Annotated in this window: 14 protein-coding genes; 8 read left to right on the top strand and 6 right to left on the bottom strand. The window is 68.7% G+C overall.

Annotated elements, in window-relative coordinates:
* Nucleotides 1-116 precede the first annotated feature (116 nt).
* The 7 genes from AB0N75_RS10765 (at nucleotide 117) to AB0N75_RS10735 (ending at nucleotide 10,325) form a co-directional block, all read left to right on the top strand.
* On the top strand, nucleotides 117-2,888 hold the full coding sequence (locus AB0N75_RS10765; protein WP_364649157.1) for a PEP/pyruvate-binding domain-containing protein: 2,772 nt from the start codon (nucleotides 117-119) through the stop codon (nucleotides 2,886-2,888).
* Between the two features lie 190 nt (nucleotides 2,889-3,078).
* Nucleotides 3,079-3,636 (top strand): acetyl-CoA carboxylase biotin carboxyl carrier protein, encoded by a 558-nt coding sequence (gene accB / locus AB0N75_RS10760; protein ID WP_364649154.1) that lies wholly within the window; start codon nucleotides 3,079-3,081, stop codon nucleotides 3,634-3,636.
* Nucleotides 3,633-4,994, top strand: coding sequence for a biotin carboxylase N-terminal domain-containing protein (locus AB0N75_RS10755; protein ID WP_364649151.1), 1,362 nt, complete (start codon nucleotides 3,633-3,635; stop codon nucleotides 4,992-4,994). Before accB ends, AB0N75_RS10755 begins: the two co-directional genes overlap by 4 nt.
* Nucleotides 4,994-6,466, top strand: coding sequence for a pyruvate/oxaloacetate carboxyltransferase (locus tag AB0N75_RS10750; RefSeq protein WP_364649149.1), 1,473 nt, complete (start codon nucleotides 4,994-4,996; stop codon nucleotides 6,464-6,466). Before AB0N75_RS10755 ends, AB0N75_RS10750 begins: the two co-directional genes overlap by 1 nt.
* A complete protein-coding gene (locus tag AB0N75_RS10745) occupies nucleotides 6,463-7,338 on the top strand; it encodes an HAD hydrolase-like protein (protein WP_364649146.1) in 876 nt (291 codons plus the stop codon). The genes AB0N75_RS10750 and AB0N75_RS10745 overlap by 4 nt, the downstream gene beginning before the upstream one ends.
* Nucleotides 7,335-9,218: a PEP-utilizing enzyme gene (locus AB0N75_RS10740; RefSeq protein ID WP_364649144.1), complete on the top strand. Its 1,884-nt coding sequence runs from the start codon at nucleotides 7,335-7,337 to the stop codon at nucleotides 9,216-9,218. Before AB0N75_RS10745 ends, AB0N75_RS10740 begins: the two co-directional genes overlap by 4 nt.
* 27 nt (nucleotides 9,219-9,245) lie before the next feature.
* A complete protein-coding gene (locus AB0N75_RS10735; protein ID WP_364649142.1) occupies nucleotides 9,246-10,325 on the top strand; it encodes a PEP/pyruvate-binding domain-containing protein in 1,080 nt (359 codons plus the stop codon).
* Nucleotides 10,326-10,383: 58 nt separating this feature from the next.
* On the opposite strand, the gene AB0N75_RS10730 is transcribed toward AB0N75_RS10735, so the two are convergent.
* Both AB0N75_RS10730 and AB0N75_RS10725 read right to left on the bottom strand, forming a co-directional pair.
* Entirely contained in the window at nucleotides 10,384-11,151 is a 768-nt protein-coding gene (locus AB0N75_RS10730; RefSeq protein WP_364649140.1) for an IclR family transcriptional regulator, read from the bottom strand.
* Between the two features lie 72 nt (nucleotides 11,152-11,223).
* A complete protein-coding gene (locus AB0N75_RS10725) occupies nucleotides 11,224-12,240 on the bottom strand; it encodes a DMT family transporter (RefSeq protein ID WP_364649137.1) in 1,017 nt (338 codons plus the stop codon).
* 108 nt (nucleotides 12,241-12,348) lie between these two features.
* Here AB0N75_RS10725 and AB0N75_RS10720 point away from each other — a divergent pair, with 108 nt between their 5' ends.
* Nucleotides 12,349-12,897, top strand: coding sequence for a CGNR zinc finger domain-containing protein (locus AB0N75_RS10720; protein ID WP_364649134.1), 549 nt, complete (start codon nucleotides 12,349-12,351; stop codon nucleotides 12,895-12,897).
* A gap of 60 nt (nucleotides 12,898-12,957) precedes the next feature.
* Here AB0N75_RS10720 and AB0N75_RS10715 read toward each other — a convergent pair whose 3' ends face one another.
* The 4 genes from AB0N75_RS10715 to AB0N75_RS10700 all read right to left on the bottom strand — a co-directional run bounded on the left by AB0N75_RS10715 (nucleotide 12,958) and on the right by AB0N75_RS10700 (nucleotide 16,468).
* Nucleotides 12,958-13,842 carry a DUF4261 domain-containing protein gene (locus AB0N75_RS10715; RefSeq protein ID WP_364649131.1) on the bottom strand — a complete coding sequence of 295 codons (885 nt, stop codon included), beginning with the start codon at nucleotides 13,840-13,842 and terminating at the stop codon, nucleotides 12,958-12,960.
* A gap of 41 nt (nucleotides 13,843-13,883) precedes the next feature.
* The gene (locus AB0N75_RS10710) at nucleotides 13,884-14,315 is read right to left on the bottom strand and encodes a hypothetical protein (protein ID WP_364649128.1); all 432 of its coding nucleotides are present in this window, start codon (nucleotides 14,313-14,315) and stop codon (nucleotides 13,884-13,886) included.
* 154 nt (nucleotides 14,316-14,469) lie between these two features.
* Nucleotides 14,470-15,108, bottom strand: a complete 639-nt coding sequence (locus AB0N75_RS10705) for a hypothetical protein (RefSeq protein WP_364649125.1) — start codon at nucleotides 15,106-15,108, stop codon at nucleotides 14,470-14,472.
* A 10-nt stretch (nucleotides 15,109-15,118) separates the two neighbouring features.
* Nucleotides 15,119-16,468, bottom strand: coding sequence for an MATE family efflux transporter (locus AB0N75_RS10700; RefSeq protein WP_364649122.1), 1,350 nt, complete (start codon nucleotides 16,466-16,468; stop codon nucleotides 15,119-15,121).
* Nucleotides 16,469-16,555 lie beyond the last annotated feature (87 nt).

Raw genomic sequence — 16,555 nt, 5'->3', positions numbered from 1 at the left:
CCCAGCAGCCTCGACGTCGCCCCTAGTCAAAGGTCCTGCACCGTCTGTTGAATCTTGCCGGGGCTGGCCTTAGAGTCGCAGGAACAATCTCCGCCCGTCCGGTGATGGGGGCAATGATGGATAGCGCTGAGCAGCCGGCACCACCTCCAGGGGGCGTCGTCGTCGATCTGGCCCACGCGGATGCGGGCATGTTGCCGGATGTCGGGGGCAAGGCTGCCAACCTCGGTGTGCTCCTGGCGGCTGGATTCCCCGTCCCGGACGGCTTCTGTGTCAGCACGGCGGCCTACCGGCAGGCAGCGGCCGCCGCAGGGCTGGACCCGGTGCTCGACGCCCTGCGGGCATCTTCGGCCGGGCCGGGCGCGGACGCCGGACCGGCCGCGGCCGCGGAGGAAGAACCGGACCTGGCCGGGCTCGCGGAGCGGATGCGCACCAGCCTCGAAGCCACTCCCCTGCCCGACGGCATCGCCGAAGCCGTTCTTGCCGCCTACGCCCGGCTGGGCGAGGACACTCCGGTTGCTGTGCGGTCCTCCTCCACAGCAGAGGACCTCCCCGAAGCCAGCTTCGCCGGCCAGCTGGACACCTATCTCAATGTCATCGGCCCGGATGCGCTCCTGACCGCCGTGCGCCGGTGCTGGGCTTCCTTGTGGACGGAACGGGCCGTGGCCTACCGCACGGACCACGGGATTGCCCAGCACGCTGTGGGCATCGCCGTCGTCGTCCAGAAAATGGTCGATGCCGCCGTGTCCGGGGTGTTGTTCACGGCCAACCCGCTGACCGGCCGGCGCCAAGAGACCGTGGTCAACGCTGCGCCCGGCCTCGGCGAGGCACTGGTCAGCGGGGCCGTGAACCCGGACCAGTACAGGGTCGATGCCGCTACCGGTGACATCCTCGAGCGCAGGCTGGGGGACAAACGCATCGAAATCCGGGCCACCCCCGGCGGCGGCACCCGGCGTCTGCAGCTGCCGGACGGTCTGCGGCAGGCATCCCTGACCGACGAGCAAGTCCACGCTCTGGCCAGGCTCGGCGCCCGCGCGGAGAAACTCTATGGCGGGCCGCAGGATCTGGAGTGGGCCATTGAAGCGGACGGCGAGATCTGGGTGGTGCAATCCCGCCCGATCACCACGCTGTATCCGCTGCCCGAGCCCTACGGCCGCGACGACGGTGCCCGCGTCTACCTGTGCGCCAGCCTGCTGCAAGGCCTGACCCGGCCAGTGACGCCAATGGGGATGGCATCCGTCGATCTCATGGCCGGCGGCAACAGGACCGCGTGGACAAGCGACGGCGAGGCTGTCTACCGGTTTGCCCAAGTCGGGATGCGCATTTATCTCGACGTCACCCCGCTCTTGCGCAGCAAGGGCGGCCGCAGCGGCATATTGCGCCTGATGAAAGCGGCTGATGCCAGGTCCGTGGACGTGTTGCGGCACGTGGCGGCCGACCCCCGGTTCTCACTGATCAAGGAGTCCCGGCTGGCGTCGCTGAAAACAACCTTCCGCGCCTTTCCCCAACTGCGCATGCTTCCGCACGTCCTGCGTGCGATGGCCAACCCCACCGCAGCGATGGAACGGGCCGGGGCGTCGCGCCGCGAATTCGAACGGATGCTGGAGCTGCCGGAGCCAGCCTCCAGTGCCCGGCGCCTGGACTTCGTGGAGCGCGTCCTGGCCAAGGACATCACCTCCGTCCTGATCCGCGAATTGCCCTCGCCCGCGGCCGGATACATCTGGCTGGGTCTGGCCCGTTTGGCGCTGGGCCGGCTGGTGCAGCCCGGCGACCTGCAGACGGTCCTGCGCGGCCTACCGCACAATGTCACCACGGAGATGGATCTGGACCTCTGGCGCACCGCCAGAGTGATCCGCGACGACCCTCAGTCGGTGCGCACACTCACCGAGGAAGACCCCCAGTTATTGGCACGCCGCTACCTGGAGGGCGCGCTGCCCGCCGTCTGCCAGCGAGAGCTGCGCGCGTTCCTCGCCACTTATGGTCACCGCTCCGTGGCCGAGATCGACCTCGGCGTCCCCCGATGGTCCGAGGACCCGGCCCACATCATCAACGTGCTGGCCAACTATTTGAAACTCACGGACCCGGAGCTCGCGCCGGACCGTGTCTTCAAGCGGGCCGCGGAAACGGCCGAAGCCAAGGCGGCCGAGCTGGCCGCACGGGCCCGCGGCAAGTCCAGGCTGCGCGGAAGAATCGTGGCCCACGGCCTGCGACGCGCACGAGCAACCGCCGGCATGCGCGAGTCCCCCAAGTTCCGACTCATCGCCACCTTCGCCGCCCTCCGCCGGCAGCTTCGACTGGTGGGCGAGGAACTAGCCGACGCCGGCCGCATCACGGCACCCGACGATATCTTCTTCCTCGACTTCGCCGAAGCCCGCGTGGGCCTGCGCGGCGCGGACCTGCGCGGACCGGTCGCCGAACGGCGCCGAAACTATCAGCGTGAAATGCGGCGCAGGCACATCCCCCGGCTGCTGCTGTCCGACGGCACCGACGCCGAAGCCGCGATGGCTGCGCAAACCCGCGCCGCATCGCCGGCGGACGGGCAGCTGCGCCCCGGCACCCTGGCAGGGGCGCCGGCCTCCGCCGGCACCGTGACAGGCAAAGCCAGGGTCGTCCTTGACCCGGCCAGCGCTCAGCTGGAACCCGGCGAGATCCTCGTTGCCCCGTCGACCGACCCGGGATGGACACCCCTGTTCATGACCGCCGGGGCACTGGTGATGGAAATGGGCGGACCCATATCCCACGGAGCCGTCGTCGCCCGCGAATACGGCATACCCGCCGTCGTGGGAGTCCCCGACGCGACCACCCGCATCAAGACCGGCGACATCCTCTCCGTGGACGGCGCCGCGGGGACCATCGTGATGGAAACATCGGCTGACAGGTCGGCAACCTAGCTTCTTCGGCCGCCGGCGAAGCCTTGATCGCCCAGCCCTCGGTGCAGCCGTCCACGTCGAAGTTGCGCAGGACGGAATCCCTCTTCAAGCCATTGCGCCAAACAGCATCGCGCCTAGGCTGGAAAGTGATCCACCACACATCACGGGACGCTCAAATCCCGCGAGCAAGGACAAAGGACACACGGGATTCATGGACGTTGACCTGGAAGAACTCGCTGCGATCATCGAGCAGCTCGACAAAACCGAATTCACGGAGTTCCTCTACGAGCAGGGCAGCCTGCGCGTCCATGTGCGGCGCGGCGGATACTTTCCGGAGCCCGCGGGCCAGATAAACGGCCAGGCAGCGGCGGCCATCAGCCCGGCTCCTGCAGCCCCCGCCGGAGCGCCAGCGGCAGCTGCCGCTCCGGCCCCGGCTCCGCACGCACCGGCTCCGGTCGCACCGGCTTCGGCCGCCGGATCAAACGGCCAGCGCCACGGGATCAGCCCGGACAACCTGCCGGCTGGCCACACCCTGGTCACGGCACCCATGCTCGGCACGTTCTACGGTGCCCCCAAGCCCGGCGAACCCGCCTTCGTCAGGGTCGGTGACACTGTCGCGGCGGATTCGGTGCTGTGCATCGTGGAGGTCATGAAGCTGATGAACTCGGTAGCCGCCGGCGCCGAAGGTGAAATCGCCGCGGTGTTCGTCCAAGACGGCGAGCTGGTCGAGTTCGAGCAGCCGCTGTTCGCCATCCGAGCCGCGTCATGAACCACCGCGTCTTCGTCGCCAACCGAGGCGAAATCGCGGTCCGCATCATCGAAGCCTGCGACCGGCTCGGCTTTGAGACCGTGCTCGGCATTTCCACCGCGGACAAGGACACTCTGGCAACCAAGCGGGCCGGACGCGTGCTGGTACTGGGCGGACCGCGTCCAGGCGACAGCTACCTGAACATGGCCGCCGTGGTGCAGGCCGCGGTTTCCACCGGCTGCACCGCGGTCCATCCGGGCTACGGCTTCCTGTCCGAACGGCCGGCCTTCGCCGAACTGTGCGCCGAAAACGGGCTGGTTTTTGTGGGACCGTCGCCGGAGGCACTGCGCGCTCTCGGCGACAAACTGACCGCCCGTCATCTGGCCGAATCCGTAGGTGTTCCCGTCTCGGCCGGCGGCACCGCGCAAACGGCGGAACAGGTCCAGGAACTCGCCGAAAGCATCGGCTATCCGGTGCTGATCAAGGCGGCGCACGGCGGCGGCGGACGCGGGATGAAGCTTGTGAAGTCCGCTGCCGAGCTGGCCGAGGCCTGGCAGGTTGCCTCCGCGGAGGCGGAGTCGTCCTTCGGCGACGGCACCGTCTTCCTGGAGCGCTTTGTCACCGACGCCAAGCATGTGGAGGTCCAGATCATCGGCGACCGCCACGGGCACCGGGTGCACCTGGGCGAGCGCGAATGTTCGGTGCAGTACCGCTACCAAAAAGTGGTGGAGGAGGCGCCCTGCGCGGCGTTGCCCGACTCCACCCGGGCGCTGCTGCACGCCAGCGCCCTGAAGATCGCGGAGGCGCTGGACTACGTGGGCCTGGGCACGGTGGAGTTCCTCTACGACGTCGACCGGGACGAGTTGGCGTTCCTGGAAGTGAATCCCCGCCTGCAGGTGGAGCACCCCGTCACCGAAGCCGTCACCGGCGTGGATCTGGTGCGTGAGCAACTGCTGGTCACGCTCGGCGAGCCGCTGTCCTTTACGCAGGCGGACATCTCCCTGACCGGCCACGCCATCGAATGCCGGATCACCGCCCAGGACCCGGAGCAGGATCTGCGCCCCTCGCCGGGAACCGTGACCCGCTGGCGGCCCTCGGCGGCCGGCGGCCTGCGGCTGGATACCCACATCTATGAGGGCTACCGCTTCCCGCCGTTCTACGACGCGCTGATGGGCAAGCAGATCGCCTGGGCCCCGGACCGCACGGCAGCCATCAAGCGGATGGAAGGCGCGCTGGCGGCTTTCGAGATCGCCGGCGTGACCACGTCGCTGCCGCTGCTGCGGCGCATCCTGGCCCACGCGGATTACCAGACCAACTCGGTCACCACACACTGGCTCAACGGCTACCTCGACAACCTCATGGCACAGGAGGTGCACTGATGGCGGACATCAACCTGGTGGACGTATCGCTGCGGGACGGCAACCAGAGCATCTGGGGCGCCACCGGCGTCACCACCCGCATGGTCGAAGGCGTCACGCCGGATCTGGACCAGGTGGGCTACCGCGCACTGGAGCTGGTGTCCAGCACCCTGATGGCCACCGCCGTGCGCTACCACCGCGAGGATCCGTGGGAGCGGCTGCGCGCCGCCCGGGACCGGACGCCCAACACGCGGCTGGGGTTTTTGACCACCGGCAAGCGCTTCATCACCTTCCACCGCACGCCCGACGCCGTGTTCGAACTGGCGTTCAGCCTGTTGGCCCGCAACGGCGTCAGCAGGCTCTGGGTCATCGACCCGATGCATGACATGGAAGGGGCCAAGCGCACCGCCGAAATGGCCAAGCGGGTGGGCTTCGAGGAAGTCATCGGCGGCATCTGCTACACCACCAGCCCCGTGCATACCGACGACTACTTCGTGGCCAAGGCCGCCGAGCTGGAAGACTGCCCGGCCATCGACGGCCTGTACCTGAAGGACCCCGCCGGCCTGCTGACCCCGGACCGGGTCAAGACGCTGGTGCCGCTGATGCAGTCCAGCCTGCGGCAGAAGAAGTTCGACGAGATCCACTCGCATTCCACCACCGGCCTTTCGCCGCTGACCGTGCTGGATGCGGCCGATCTGGGCATCCACACCATCCACTGCGCGCTGCCGCCGCTGGCCAACGGGGCGTCGCACCCCGAAGCCCAGCAGCTAGTGCGCAACCTCCGCGCCCGCGGCCACAGCGTTGACGTTGACCTGGAGGCGATGGCACGTGCCTCGGCCTACCTGCAGCGGCAGGCAAAAATCAAGAAGCTGCCGGTCGGCACGCCCAACGAATACGACGAGGCCTACTACCGGCACACCATCCCCGGCGGCGTGCAGTCCACCACCCGGCGCCAGCTGACTGAGATCCGCCGCCCGGAACTGTTCGACGCGGTGATCGAAGAGTCGGTGCAGGTCCGCGAGGACCTGGGCTGGCCGATCGTGATGACGCCGTTCGCGCAGTACATCGTGGCCCAGGCCACCCTGAACGTGATCTCCGGCGAGCGCTACAAGCAGATCTCGGACGAGGTGATCGACCTGCTGCGCGGCGACTTTGGCCCGCTTCCCGGCCCGGTGGACCCGGAGCTGATGGACCGCGCCATGGCCACCAAGCGCGGCCAACAACCAGTGAACGACGGCGGCGACGTCACCATCAAGGATCTGCGCCAGCGCTTCGGCACCACCATCAGCGACGAAGAACTGCTGCTGCGCGCGGTGATGCCGGCCGAACAGGTCGATGGCATGTACGCCGCGAAGGCCGCCTCGCCGGTCTCCTCCCTGAAGAAACTGCTCTCGCTGGCAGAGGACCGGCCGACGCTGCATTCGGTGTCGGTCAGCGACGGCACCACCAAATTTTCCCTCGAACGCCCCACCGCCCAGGAGGCCGCCCGGTGAGCACTGTCAACGCGATGAACGACGCCATACAGAATTCCCGTGGCTGGGTGCTGGACGTGGACGGCTGCCTGATGCGCACCAAGCGCGCCGGCGGAGCGGGCGGCGAGGCCATGCCGCACGCCGCTGACCTGCTGGCGGCGCTGCACGCCGCGGGCCACGCCGTCGTCGTCTGCACCAATGCCTCGGAGAAAACGCCCGCCGAGTACGCGGCCCACCTGCGGGCCCAGGGCATCGGCGTTCGGGATGACGAGTTTGCCACCGCCGGCAGCGCCGCTGCGGAGTACATCGCGCACCACCACCCCGGTGCTCGGGTGCTGGCCCTCGGCGCGGCAGGCCTGACGGATCCGCTGAGCCGCCTCGGGGTGGAACTGGCCGAGCCGGGCGATCCGGAACCGGCCGACGTCGTGGTGGTGGGCGCGATGGACAGTTACAGCACCGCGCAGATCAATGCCGCCAGCCTGGCCGTGGACGCCGGTGCCCCGCTGTACACCACCGTGGATGTGCCGTGGTTCCACGGCGGAATCGGCAAATCGGTGTGCATCTCGGCCGCTGTCGCCAACGCCATCGGCTGGGCCGCCGGGGCCACCCCTCAGGTGCTCGGCAAACCCTCCGTGGCGCTGGGCGAGACCCTGCTGCGCCGGCTGGACGTACCCGCGGCCGAGGTCACGGTGGTGGGCGACGCCACGGTGGAAATCCAGTTGGCCCGGCAGATGGGCGCCAACAGTGCCCTGGTGCTCTCCGGAGCCACCACCGCCGAGAAACTCGACACCCTGACCGGCGAGGAACGGCCGGATCTGGCCGTCGCCGACGTCGCCGAACTGTACCAACTGCTTGTTCCCTCCCTTTCACTGACGCAAGGAGCCCGACCATGAGCACTGACAGCAACCGTTTCCCGTTCTTCCACGAGGCCAAAGCACCCGAGGGCGCCGAAGGCTGGGAGTCGATGTACCCGTACTACCTGGTCCCCTCCCAGGAGACCCAGGCGCACGAGGACGCCCAGTTCTGGTTCGCCGACACCATGCACTGGTCCCGCGGCTGCCACCCCTTCGACAGCATCGGCGCCGAGGCGGTCTACCTGGGCGTGGGCACGTTCAGTACCCGCATCTTCGCCCTGCCGGTGTCGCTGGGCCTGGACGTGCGCGTGAAGAACGGCTACGTCTACATCTCCCCGCTGGGCGTCACCGACCCCGAGCGGATCCAGGAGCGGGCCGCCGTGTTCCAGAAGCGCGCCGGTTACTACTACGCCAACTGGGATGAGCTGTATGCGAAGTGGAAGACCAAGATGGAGGGCGCCATCGCGTCCCTGCAGTCCATCTCCTTCGGGAAGCTGGCCGAATACGACCCGGATCACGTGGTCGATGAGGCCCGCGGACGCTCCGATGCGATGGCCCTGACCGAGAACTACCACCGGCTGATCGACGAGTTCTTTGCCATCTGGCAGTACCACTTCGAGTTCCTCAACCTCGGCTACGGCGGGTACATCACCTTCTTCCAGTTCTGCAAGCAGGCCTTCCCGCTGATCACCGACCAGAGCATCTCCCGCATGGTCGCCGGCGTGGACGTGCTGGCCTTCCGTCCCGACGACGAGTGCCGGCGCCTGGCCCAGCTCGCCAACGACCTGGACCTGGTCGAAACGGTCACCGCGGAAGGGACGAAGGCGGATCTGCGGTCCGCGCTCGAGGCCACCGAGAACGGGCGGACCTGGCTCGCCTCCTTCGACGAAACCCGCGACCCCTGGTTCAACTACTTCTCCGAGTACGGCTTCACGCACGACCAGGAAACCTGGAACTCCAATCCCGCCATCCCGCTGGGCAACATCGCCAGCTATGCCCGGAAGATCGCCGCCGGCGAGGACATCTCCCGCCCCATCGAGCGGCTGCAGGCCGAACGCGACGAGATCGTCGACGAGTACCGCGCCCTGCTCACCGCAGACGAGGCGAAACAGTTCGACGAGCTGCTCGGCCTGGCCCGCACCGTGTTCCCCTACATCGAAGAGCACAACATCTACGTGGAGCACTGGTCGCACAACGTGTTCTGGCAGAAGTGCCATGAGCTGGCCGACGTGCTGGTGGACGCCGGCTTCCTCGCCGAAGCAGACGACATGTTCTACCTCAACCGCTTCGAGCTGGACACGGTCCTCTCCGACGTCGTGCAGTCGTGGGCGATCGGTGTTCCGGCCCGCGGCAAGGACCGCTGGCAGGCCGAGATCGAGCGGCGCAAGCCCATCGTGGCGGCCCTGCAGACGGCCTCTGCCCCGCCGGCCTACGGCGTCCCACCGCAGGAAGTCACGGACCCATTCGCGGTGATGAACTACGGCGTGACCACCGAACGCGTCAACGACTGGCTCGGTGCCTCCGACGGCGAGTCCAAAACGCTCAACGGCATCCCGGGGTCGCTGGGGATCGTCGAAGGCCCGGTGCGCGTGCTGCGCTCGGAAAAGGACCTGCCCGACCTGCAGCCCGGCGAGATCCTCGTCGCGCCGATCACGGCACCGTCCTGGGCCGCCGCGTTTGCCGTGGCCACCGGAGTCATCACGGACATCGGCGGCATGATGTGCCACGCCGCCATCGTCTGCCGCGAATACGGCATCCCGGCCGTGGTCGGCACCGGCTTCGCCACCGCCCGTCTGACGACCGGACAAAGGGTGCGCATCGATGGAAAGGCTGGCACCGTCGTCGTGCTCGACGATGACGGTGCCGGCACCACCACGGATGCGGGCGCCCAGGACCTCGGCGTTCCCGCGGCCGGCTGAATACCCCCACTGCAAGGAGCAAGGCCCATGTTTACCCTCGAATTCACCCACCCCGAGTGCCGCGACGTCCGGCAGGTTGGCGGCAAGGCCGCGAGCCTGGCCGAAATGACCGTCCAAGGGCTACCCGTTGCGCCGGGCTTTGCCGTCACGGCGGCCGCCTACCGCAGGTACCTGGCCGAAGCCGGGCTCAAGGAGTTCGCCACTACGGTGCTGGACGGGCTCCGGCCCGATTCCGGCCAGGCCGATTTCGACGAGGCCGAGCGGGTGATTACGGCACGGCTGGCCGGGATTCCGATGCCGGAAGAGCTGGCGGCGCCGGTCCGCGAGGCGTACGCCAAGCTTTGCGCCGACTGCGGCGTCGATGACGTGGCCGTGGCGGTGCGCTCCAGCGCCACGGCGGAGGACTCGGTGGGCGCCAGCTTCGCCGGGGAATTCGAGACCTGGGTGGACATCACCGGGGCCGAGGACGTGCTGGCCCACATCCACAAGTGCTATGTCAGCGTGTTTGCCGGCCGCGTGCTGTCCTATCTGGCGGAAAAGGAGATCGATCCGCATGCGATCGAAATGGCCGTGGTGGTGCAGAAGGTGGTGCGTGCCCGGGCCGCCGGCGTGATGTTCACGCTGAGCCCGACCAGCGGGGACCGCTCCAAGATCGTGCTGGAAGCGAGCTGGGGCCTGGGCCTGTCGGTAGTGGGCGGCGAAGTCACGCCGGACCGGTTCCTGGTGGAGAAAATCGGGCTGGACATCGCCGACCGCACGCCCGGGTACAAACACATCGAGTACCGCCGCGGCGACGCTCCTCAGGACGTACCGGAGGAGCGCCGTTCGGTGCTCTGCCTGGCCGATGAGGAAGTCACGGCGCTGGCGGCGTTCGGCAAGCAGCTGGAGAAGATCCATCGGGCACCGCAGGACATCGAGTTCGCCATCGATGAAGAGCTGCCGGAGGGCAAGAACCTGGTCCTGCTCCAGTGCCGGCCGGAAACCGTCTGGTCCAACGCGGAGCGCCAGCCGGCCTTCGACAACTCGGCCGGCATGATGTCCTGGATCACCGGCAGCATCTCCGGGCGGTCCGCCCCGCCGGCGTCCGGTGCCGCACACCAGCACTAGTACGCACAGGCGTCGTTCAGTCCGTCCCGTCCTTTCCGGCCGGGGCGGACTGACGTGCTTACTGCGGCGCTTTTTGCAGCCGCTCTTCAACGGCGGCCGCGGCCGCGCGCAGCGCCGAGACATAGTCGGGCATTTCGTCCCGCTTGAAGCGGATGCTGGGAGTGGCCGTGGTCAGCGCGGCAATGGGCTTACCCGCCGCGTCATTGATGCTCACGCCCAGGCCAATCACGCCCTGCTCCGTTTCCTCGAAGTTGGTGCCGAATTCCGCGCGGCGGATTTTGGTCATGTTCCGTTTCAGCGTGGCCAGCGAGTCGATCCGGCCCGTGGGCCAGGACGGCAGCCCGCCCCGGTAGAGCTCCTCCAGCTCCACGTTGCTCAGCTGCGCCAGCATCGCTTTTCCGCCGGCCGAGACAAAGGCGGGCATCTGGTCGCCCACCCGCATGCCCACCCGCAGCGTGGCCTGGGACTCGACGCCGTCCACGAACACGATGTTGCCGCCGCGCAGCACCATCAGTTGCACGGTCTCGCCCACGGCCTGATGCAGCGCCAGCAGGGCGGGCCGGGCATTTTCGCGCAGCATCTGGACCGAGAAAGTCTCCGCCGAACGCTCGGACAGCACCGGCCCCGCCCGGTACCGCCGTTCCCGGTCCTGGACGGCGAATCCGCGGAATGCCAGCGCCGAGAGCAGCCGGTGAGCGGTGGAGGGAGCAACGCTCAGATGCTCCGCCGCGGCCTTGACGGACACCGGCCCCGCCGAGCGCATCAGCAGCACCAGCAAGAGGGCGCGGTCAACGGACTCGACGGGAGAGGCCTCGGCATTGCGCATGAGGGAATTATCACACGGCGCTTCTTCTGGGCGGAACCCTGCGCCGGGCCTGGCGGAGGCGTTGGGGCAGACTCAGCTGGCCGGGTTGGCCGGCGCTGCTGCTTGCTTGCGGCGGTGCCGTCTGGCGAGCCTGGGGCCGCGCAGCTCGTCGGAGCGGACCAGTACCACGCCGGCCACGATCAGGAAGCCGCCGATCAGTTGGATGACGGCGGGAAGCTCGCCCAGCAGCAGCCAGGCCCAGATGACGGCGAACAGCACCTCGGTCAGCGAGACGAAGGATGCCACCTTGGAGCCAAGGGCCCGGGCGGCCATGATGCCGGTGACATAGGACAGCACCGTGGAGAGCAGCACCAGCCCGGCCAGCGGAACCCACCACGGGGTATTCCAGCCGGCCAGCTGCACATCGGCGGTACTGAAGGCCATCGGCAGGATCTGCGCCGCACCCATGACCACGATGGCTGCACCGCCCACCAGCAGGCCGCCGGCGGCCAGCACCAGCGGGGGCAGCGAGTCGTTCTGCTTGGCGGTGATGAAGAAGTAGACCACCAGGCACACCGCCGCGCCGAGTCCCCAGAGGACACCGGCCGGATCGAGCTTCACCGGCCCGAAGACATCCAGGACCAGCATCAGCCCGGCCACGGCCAGGACGGTGCCGGCGATGGTTGCCGGGCGGGGCATCCGCCGGCTGGTCAGCCAGAGCCAGAGCACAATCAGCACCGGGGCCAGGAACTCCAGCAGCAGCGCGACGCCCACGGACAGCGTGGCCACGGCGTTGAAGTAGAACAGCTGGCAGCCGGCTACACCGATCAACCCGAAGAGCACAATGGTCTTCCAGTTCTGCCGCAACTGGTGCCAGCGGCCGCGCAGCATGAACGCGGCGGGCAGGGACAGCACCAGGGCCGCCGCCACCATGCGCACCGCCACCGCGGAACCGGGAGTCCAGCCAGCTTCCAGCAAGCCCTTGGCAAAAGATCCCGAGAGCCCGAACACCGCCGAGGACGCCAGAGCAATGCCGACGCCGGCCACGGCGGAACCGGGGCGATGCAGGGCGGTCTGGGTGCGCTGCTCGGCGGCGGTGGTGGAAGCCATGAGTGGTCCTTCAGGGATGTGCGGTTCGCTCCCGGCGCAGCGTGCGCCTGTCAGGAGTCATAAGCGGTATACTCCTGACAATAATTCCGCCAACGTTCAGGAGTCAAGATGGTTTTTGCTCATGACACGCAGCATTCGCTGGTGGACGCGGCGCGGCTGGTCAACACTGCCGAGGTCGAGCCGGACGGCCTGGCCAGCGTGGCGGAGCTGGACACGTTGGTGGCCGAGTTCGGCCTGACCGGCTCGCGCACGCACTCCGACGAGGAACTTCAGGCGGTCCGCTCCCTGCGCCTGGTGCTCAAGGAGGCCTGGTCAGCGCCGGAGGACCGCGCCGTCGTCATGGTGAACAAGATCCTGGCCGACGCCGGTGCCATCCCGCAGCTGATCAAGCACGACCAGTGGGACTACCACCTGCACGCCACCAGCCCCGATGCGCCGCTGGACGTGCGGATTGCCGTGGAGGTTGCGATGGCACTGGTGGACGTGATCCGCGAGAAGCAGCTGGACCGGTTGCGCACCTGCGCCGCCGACGATTGCTCGGCCGTCCTGGTGGACCTGTCGAAGAACAGATCGAAGCTTTTCTGCGATACCGGCAATTGCGCCAACCGCACGCACGTGGCCGCCTACCGGGCGCGGAAGTCGGCCGCGGCCAGCTGAACGCCTTACGGACTGGACCACCCGGCGGGCGGCGGGCCGAGCGCCCGCTCCCCCAAGGGCCTACCGGTTGCCGGCCGAGTACGGCGTGCCCGGGTCCAGATCGATCACCGTGCGCAGCGGCGGCAGCAGCGAATCCTCCCAGGTGGCGGTGAACTTCATCCCCTCCGGACCGTTCAGCTGGGCCTTGGACTGGATCACCGGCCCGTGTTCGTAGAGATAGGCCGCCACGTTGAAGGCCAGTTCCACCAGCACGTTCGGGTCGACGTCCCGGAAGTGCACCTGCACGTCCGGCAGGCCCAGTTGATACATGCCCAGGCTGTCCACCACCATGGCGCCCTCGTCGTTGCTGACCAGGAAGAACCGCATGTTGACCGGGCCGGCCAGCGGGTGCGCCGCCTCCAGATCGTCCGGACTGCGCCAGTGGGCGTTGTGCAGCCAGCGGATGGCGTCCGGGCCGGTTTCCGCGGCCAGCAGCCGCAGCACCCGCTGGAAGGACTCCACCCGCGGCTTGGCTTCGAAGCCGCTGGCCACCACTTCCGTGACCAGGATCCGGTGGCTGCAGCCGGGCACCTCCTGCTCCGCCTCCGGCCAGGACCAGCTTTGGTCCGTGGGTGTGGTTTCCATTGCCTCGGCGGAGGACAGTTGCGAGCGCGGAACGGCCACGCCGGTGCTCAGGTGGACGGTCTGCGCGCCGGCGGTGCCGTTGATGTCGAAGGAATGCTCCGCGTGCGGCAGCAGGGCCACGCCGTCGGAAAAGGTGGCGCCGGGAAACTCGGCCGTCAGCCGGTTCCGTAGTTCATCGCCGAAGAGTCCGGGGTCGGAGCGGTACCAGAGTTCCGCCGCCAGGGTGGTCTTCGCTTCCGGGGCTTGATCGGGGTTCACGGCGGCGGTGTCGCCGGGGTCGGCGGGGAAGGGATGCTGTGCGGAAGGGTCGCCGGAAGTCATGCTCCCAGCTTGTCAGGCACGGGCGGGCCCGCGCCAGCGGATCAGCGTGCGGCGCCGTCGCCGTCGTCGTCGTTATGCGACAGACGGTTCCCGGCCTGGCCGGGATTCTTGGCGTCTTCCGCTGCCTGCTGCTCTTCCACCTGCGCCCGGCTCTGCGGCGTACCCGGGGCCGGCACGGTGCCTGCGCCGCCGGGGATCTTCGACGAGACCCGGTGGATCCCGGAGCCTTCGCTGAGGTGGCTGGGGTTTTCCTTGGTGGACATGGTCAGCACCGCCACCACCAGCAGGGAGGCGATGAAGGCAATGCCGGCGGCGGTCACGCCGAGGTCCCAGCGCAGCAGGTTGCCGGACCCGCCGGTGGCGAAGACCATGGTGAGGAAACCGGCGATCACGGCCAGCACCGCCGAAAAGATCAGCGGGCCCTTAACGGACATCCGCTTTTCGTCCGGGCGTCCAGACGCGTTCTTGCCCACGATGATTCCTCCTGCTGACGGGGTAAAGCCATATCCAGTCTACCGGCCGTAGAAGTTCTCCGGGTGGTGCCGGTGGCCGGCGCCACACTGGCTCGGCCCGGGCAGCGTCCGCTCAGCCGGCGGGGCGGCGCCACACTGGCTCGGCCCCGGCAGCTCAGCCGGCTGTGGGTTGCCGCGCGTCGTGGCGCAGGCTCAACGCGGCGATCAGCAGCACGACGGCGGTGATGATCGCCGCCCCGCCCAGCACGCCCAGCAACGCGTGCGGGCCGAGGTAGGAGAAGAACGGCAGGGCGATGCCGAAGCCCACGGACACCGCGCCGGTGATCAGCCAGTCGCGGGCCAGCACCGATCCGGCGCCATCGGCCCCGGCTGTGGATCCAGGCGCGGCGGCGGGGCCGGTGCCTGCTGCGGCTCGGCCTTGCGCATCGGCGCCGGACGGCCGGTTGCTCCAGCCGAGCATCAGCTCTGCGCCGCCGGAGACCAGCAGCGCGGCGGTGGCCAGCACGGTGAACATCGGCACCGTCTGGAACACGCAGGCAAAGACACCGGTCACGGCCAGCACGGCGGCCTGCAGCAGCAGCAGTTGGCGGTGCGCCGCGGCGGCTGGCTGGCGGGCCAGCAGCCAGACCGCTCCGCCGCTGAGCAGCAGGAAGAGTCCGCCGGCCACCGCCATCACGGTGCGGCCGGGCTCTTGCCAGAAGATGGTGATGGCGCCGAAGGCGGCGGCCACCAGGGCACGGATCAGGACCGGCTGCCAGTACGCGGCGGCCTGGGTAGTACTCGGGATCGTCACGGCTTCCAGCCTAATGCGCCCCGGTGATCATCCACGCATCGTTGCGCACCCGCCAGCCCAGCGTCGCGGCGCGCGCCGCCGTGTATCCGAGCGCGAACGCCGCCCACAGCCAGAGCAGACCCTCGGTGCCGGCCAGTCCGGCCCGGTCCACCCACACCAGCAGCGGCGCGTAAACGGCCAGATTCACGACGCCGGCGATCGCCAAATACCGCGCGTCACCGGCGCCGATCAGCACGCCGTCCAACACGAACACGAACCCGCAAATCGGCTGGCTCAGGGCCAGCACCCAGATCGCCGCGGTGAAGGCCTGGTGCACGGCCGGATCGGAGGTGAAGACCCAACCGAGCACCGGAGCAACCGCGGCCAGCAGCAGGCCGGTCACCGCGCCGAAGCCGATGCCCCAGAGGATCATCCGCCGGGTCAGCGAGTGGGCCAGCGCCTTGTTCGACGCGCCCAGCTCCTTCCCGATCAGGGCCTGGGCAGCGATCGCGATGGCGTCCAGCGCGAAGGCCAGGAAGCTGTACATGGTCATCACCAGCTGGTGCCCGGCCAGGCTGACCGGGCCCTGCGAGGTGGCCACAAAAACGGTGGCGAGCAGCGCCACCCGCATGCTCAAAGTCCGCAGCATCAGCCAGGACCCCACGTGCGTGGTGGCCTTCAGCCCGGCCCAGGTGGGCCGCAAGGGCACGGAGTATTTGACCGCCCCGCGGTAAACGATGGCCAGGTAGACCGCGGCCATACCCCACTGCACCAGGCTGGTGCCCATCGCCGAACCGGCCACGGACAGCCCCATGCCGTAGACCAGCAGGAAGTTCAGCCCGATGTTGACCAGGAACCCGACGCCGGCCACCAGCAGCGGGGTCTTGGTGTCCTGCAGCCCGCGCAGCACGCCGGTGGCGGCCAGCACTATCAGCATGCCGGGCAGGCCCGGCATCGACCAGCGCAGATAGTCCACGGCGAAGTCCTGCACCGGTCCGGTGGCACCCATAGCGGCGGTCAGGTCGGGCGCGAAGAACCAGCCGGCCACCGCCATCACCACGCCGACGGCCAACGCCAGCCAGATGCCGTCACGGCCGACGCCGTAGGCCTCCGCCAGCCGGCCCGCGCCCAGCAACCGGGCCACCGCGGGCGTGGTGGAGTAGGCCAGGAAGATCATCAGTCCGACGACGGTCTGCACCACGGTGGCGGCCAGCCCCATGCCGGCCAGTTCCGCCACGCCAAGGTGTCCCACGATGGCAGAATCGGCCGCGAGGAACAGCGGCTCGGCGATCAAGGCCCCGAACGCGGGGATGGCGAGCGCAAGGATGCTCCGGTTCAGGCCCTGTCCCTGCTGCCGCGCAGCCGTCTTCTCCGGATTCACGCCTTCCAGCTTAGGCCTCGAGCCGCCCCGAGTCCGTCACCATGTACGGACGAGGCCCCGGAGGGTTTTGATTACGGCTGCCGGCAC

It is taken from the genome of Arthrobacter sp. NPDC089319, from assembly GCF_040684925.1.
Classification (GTDB): Bacteria; Actinomycetota; Actinomycetes; order Actinomycetales; family Micrococcaceae; genus Crystallibacter.
This window is presented reverse-complemented; position numbering and strand designations above follow the sequence as displayed.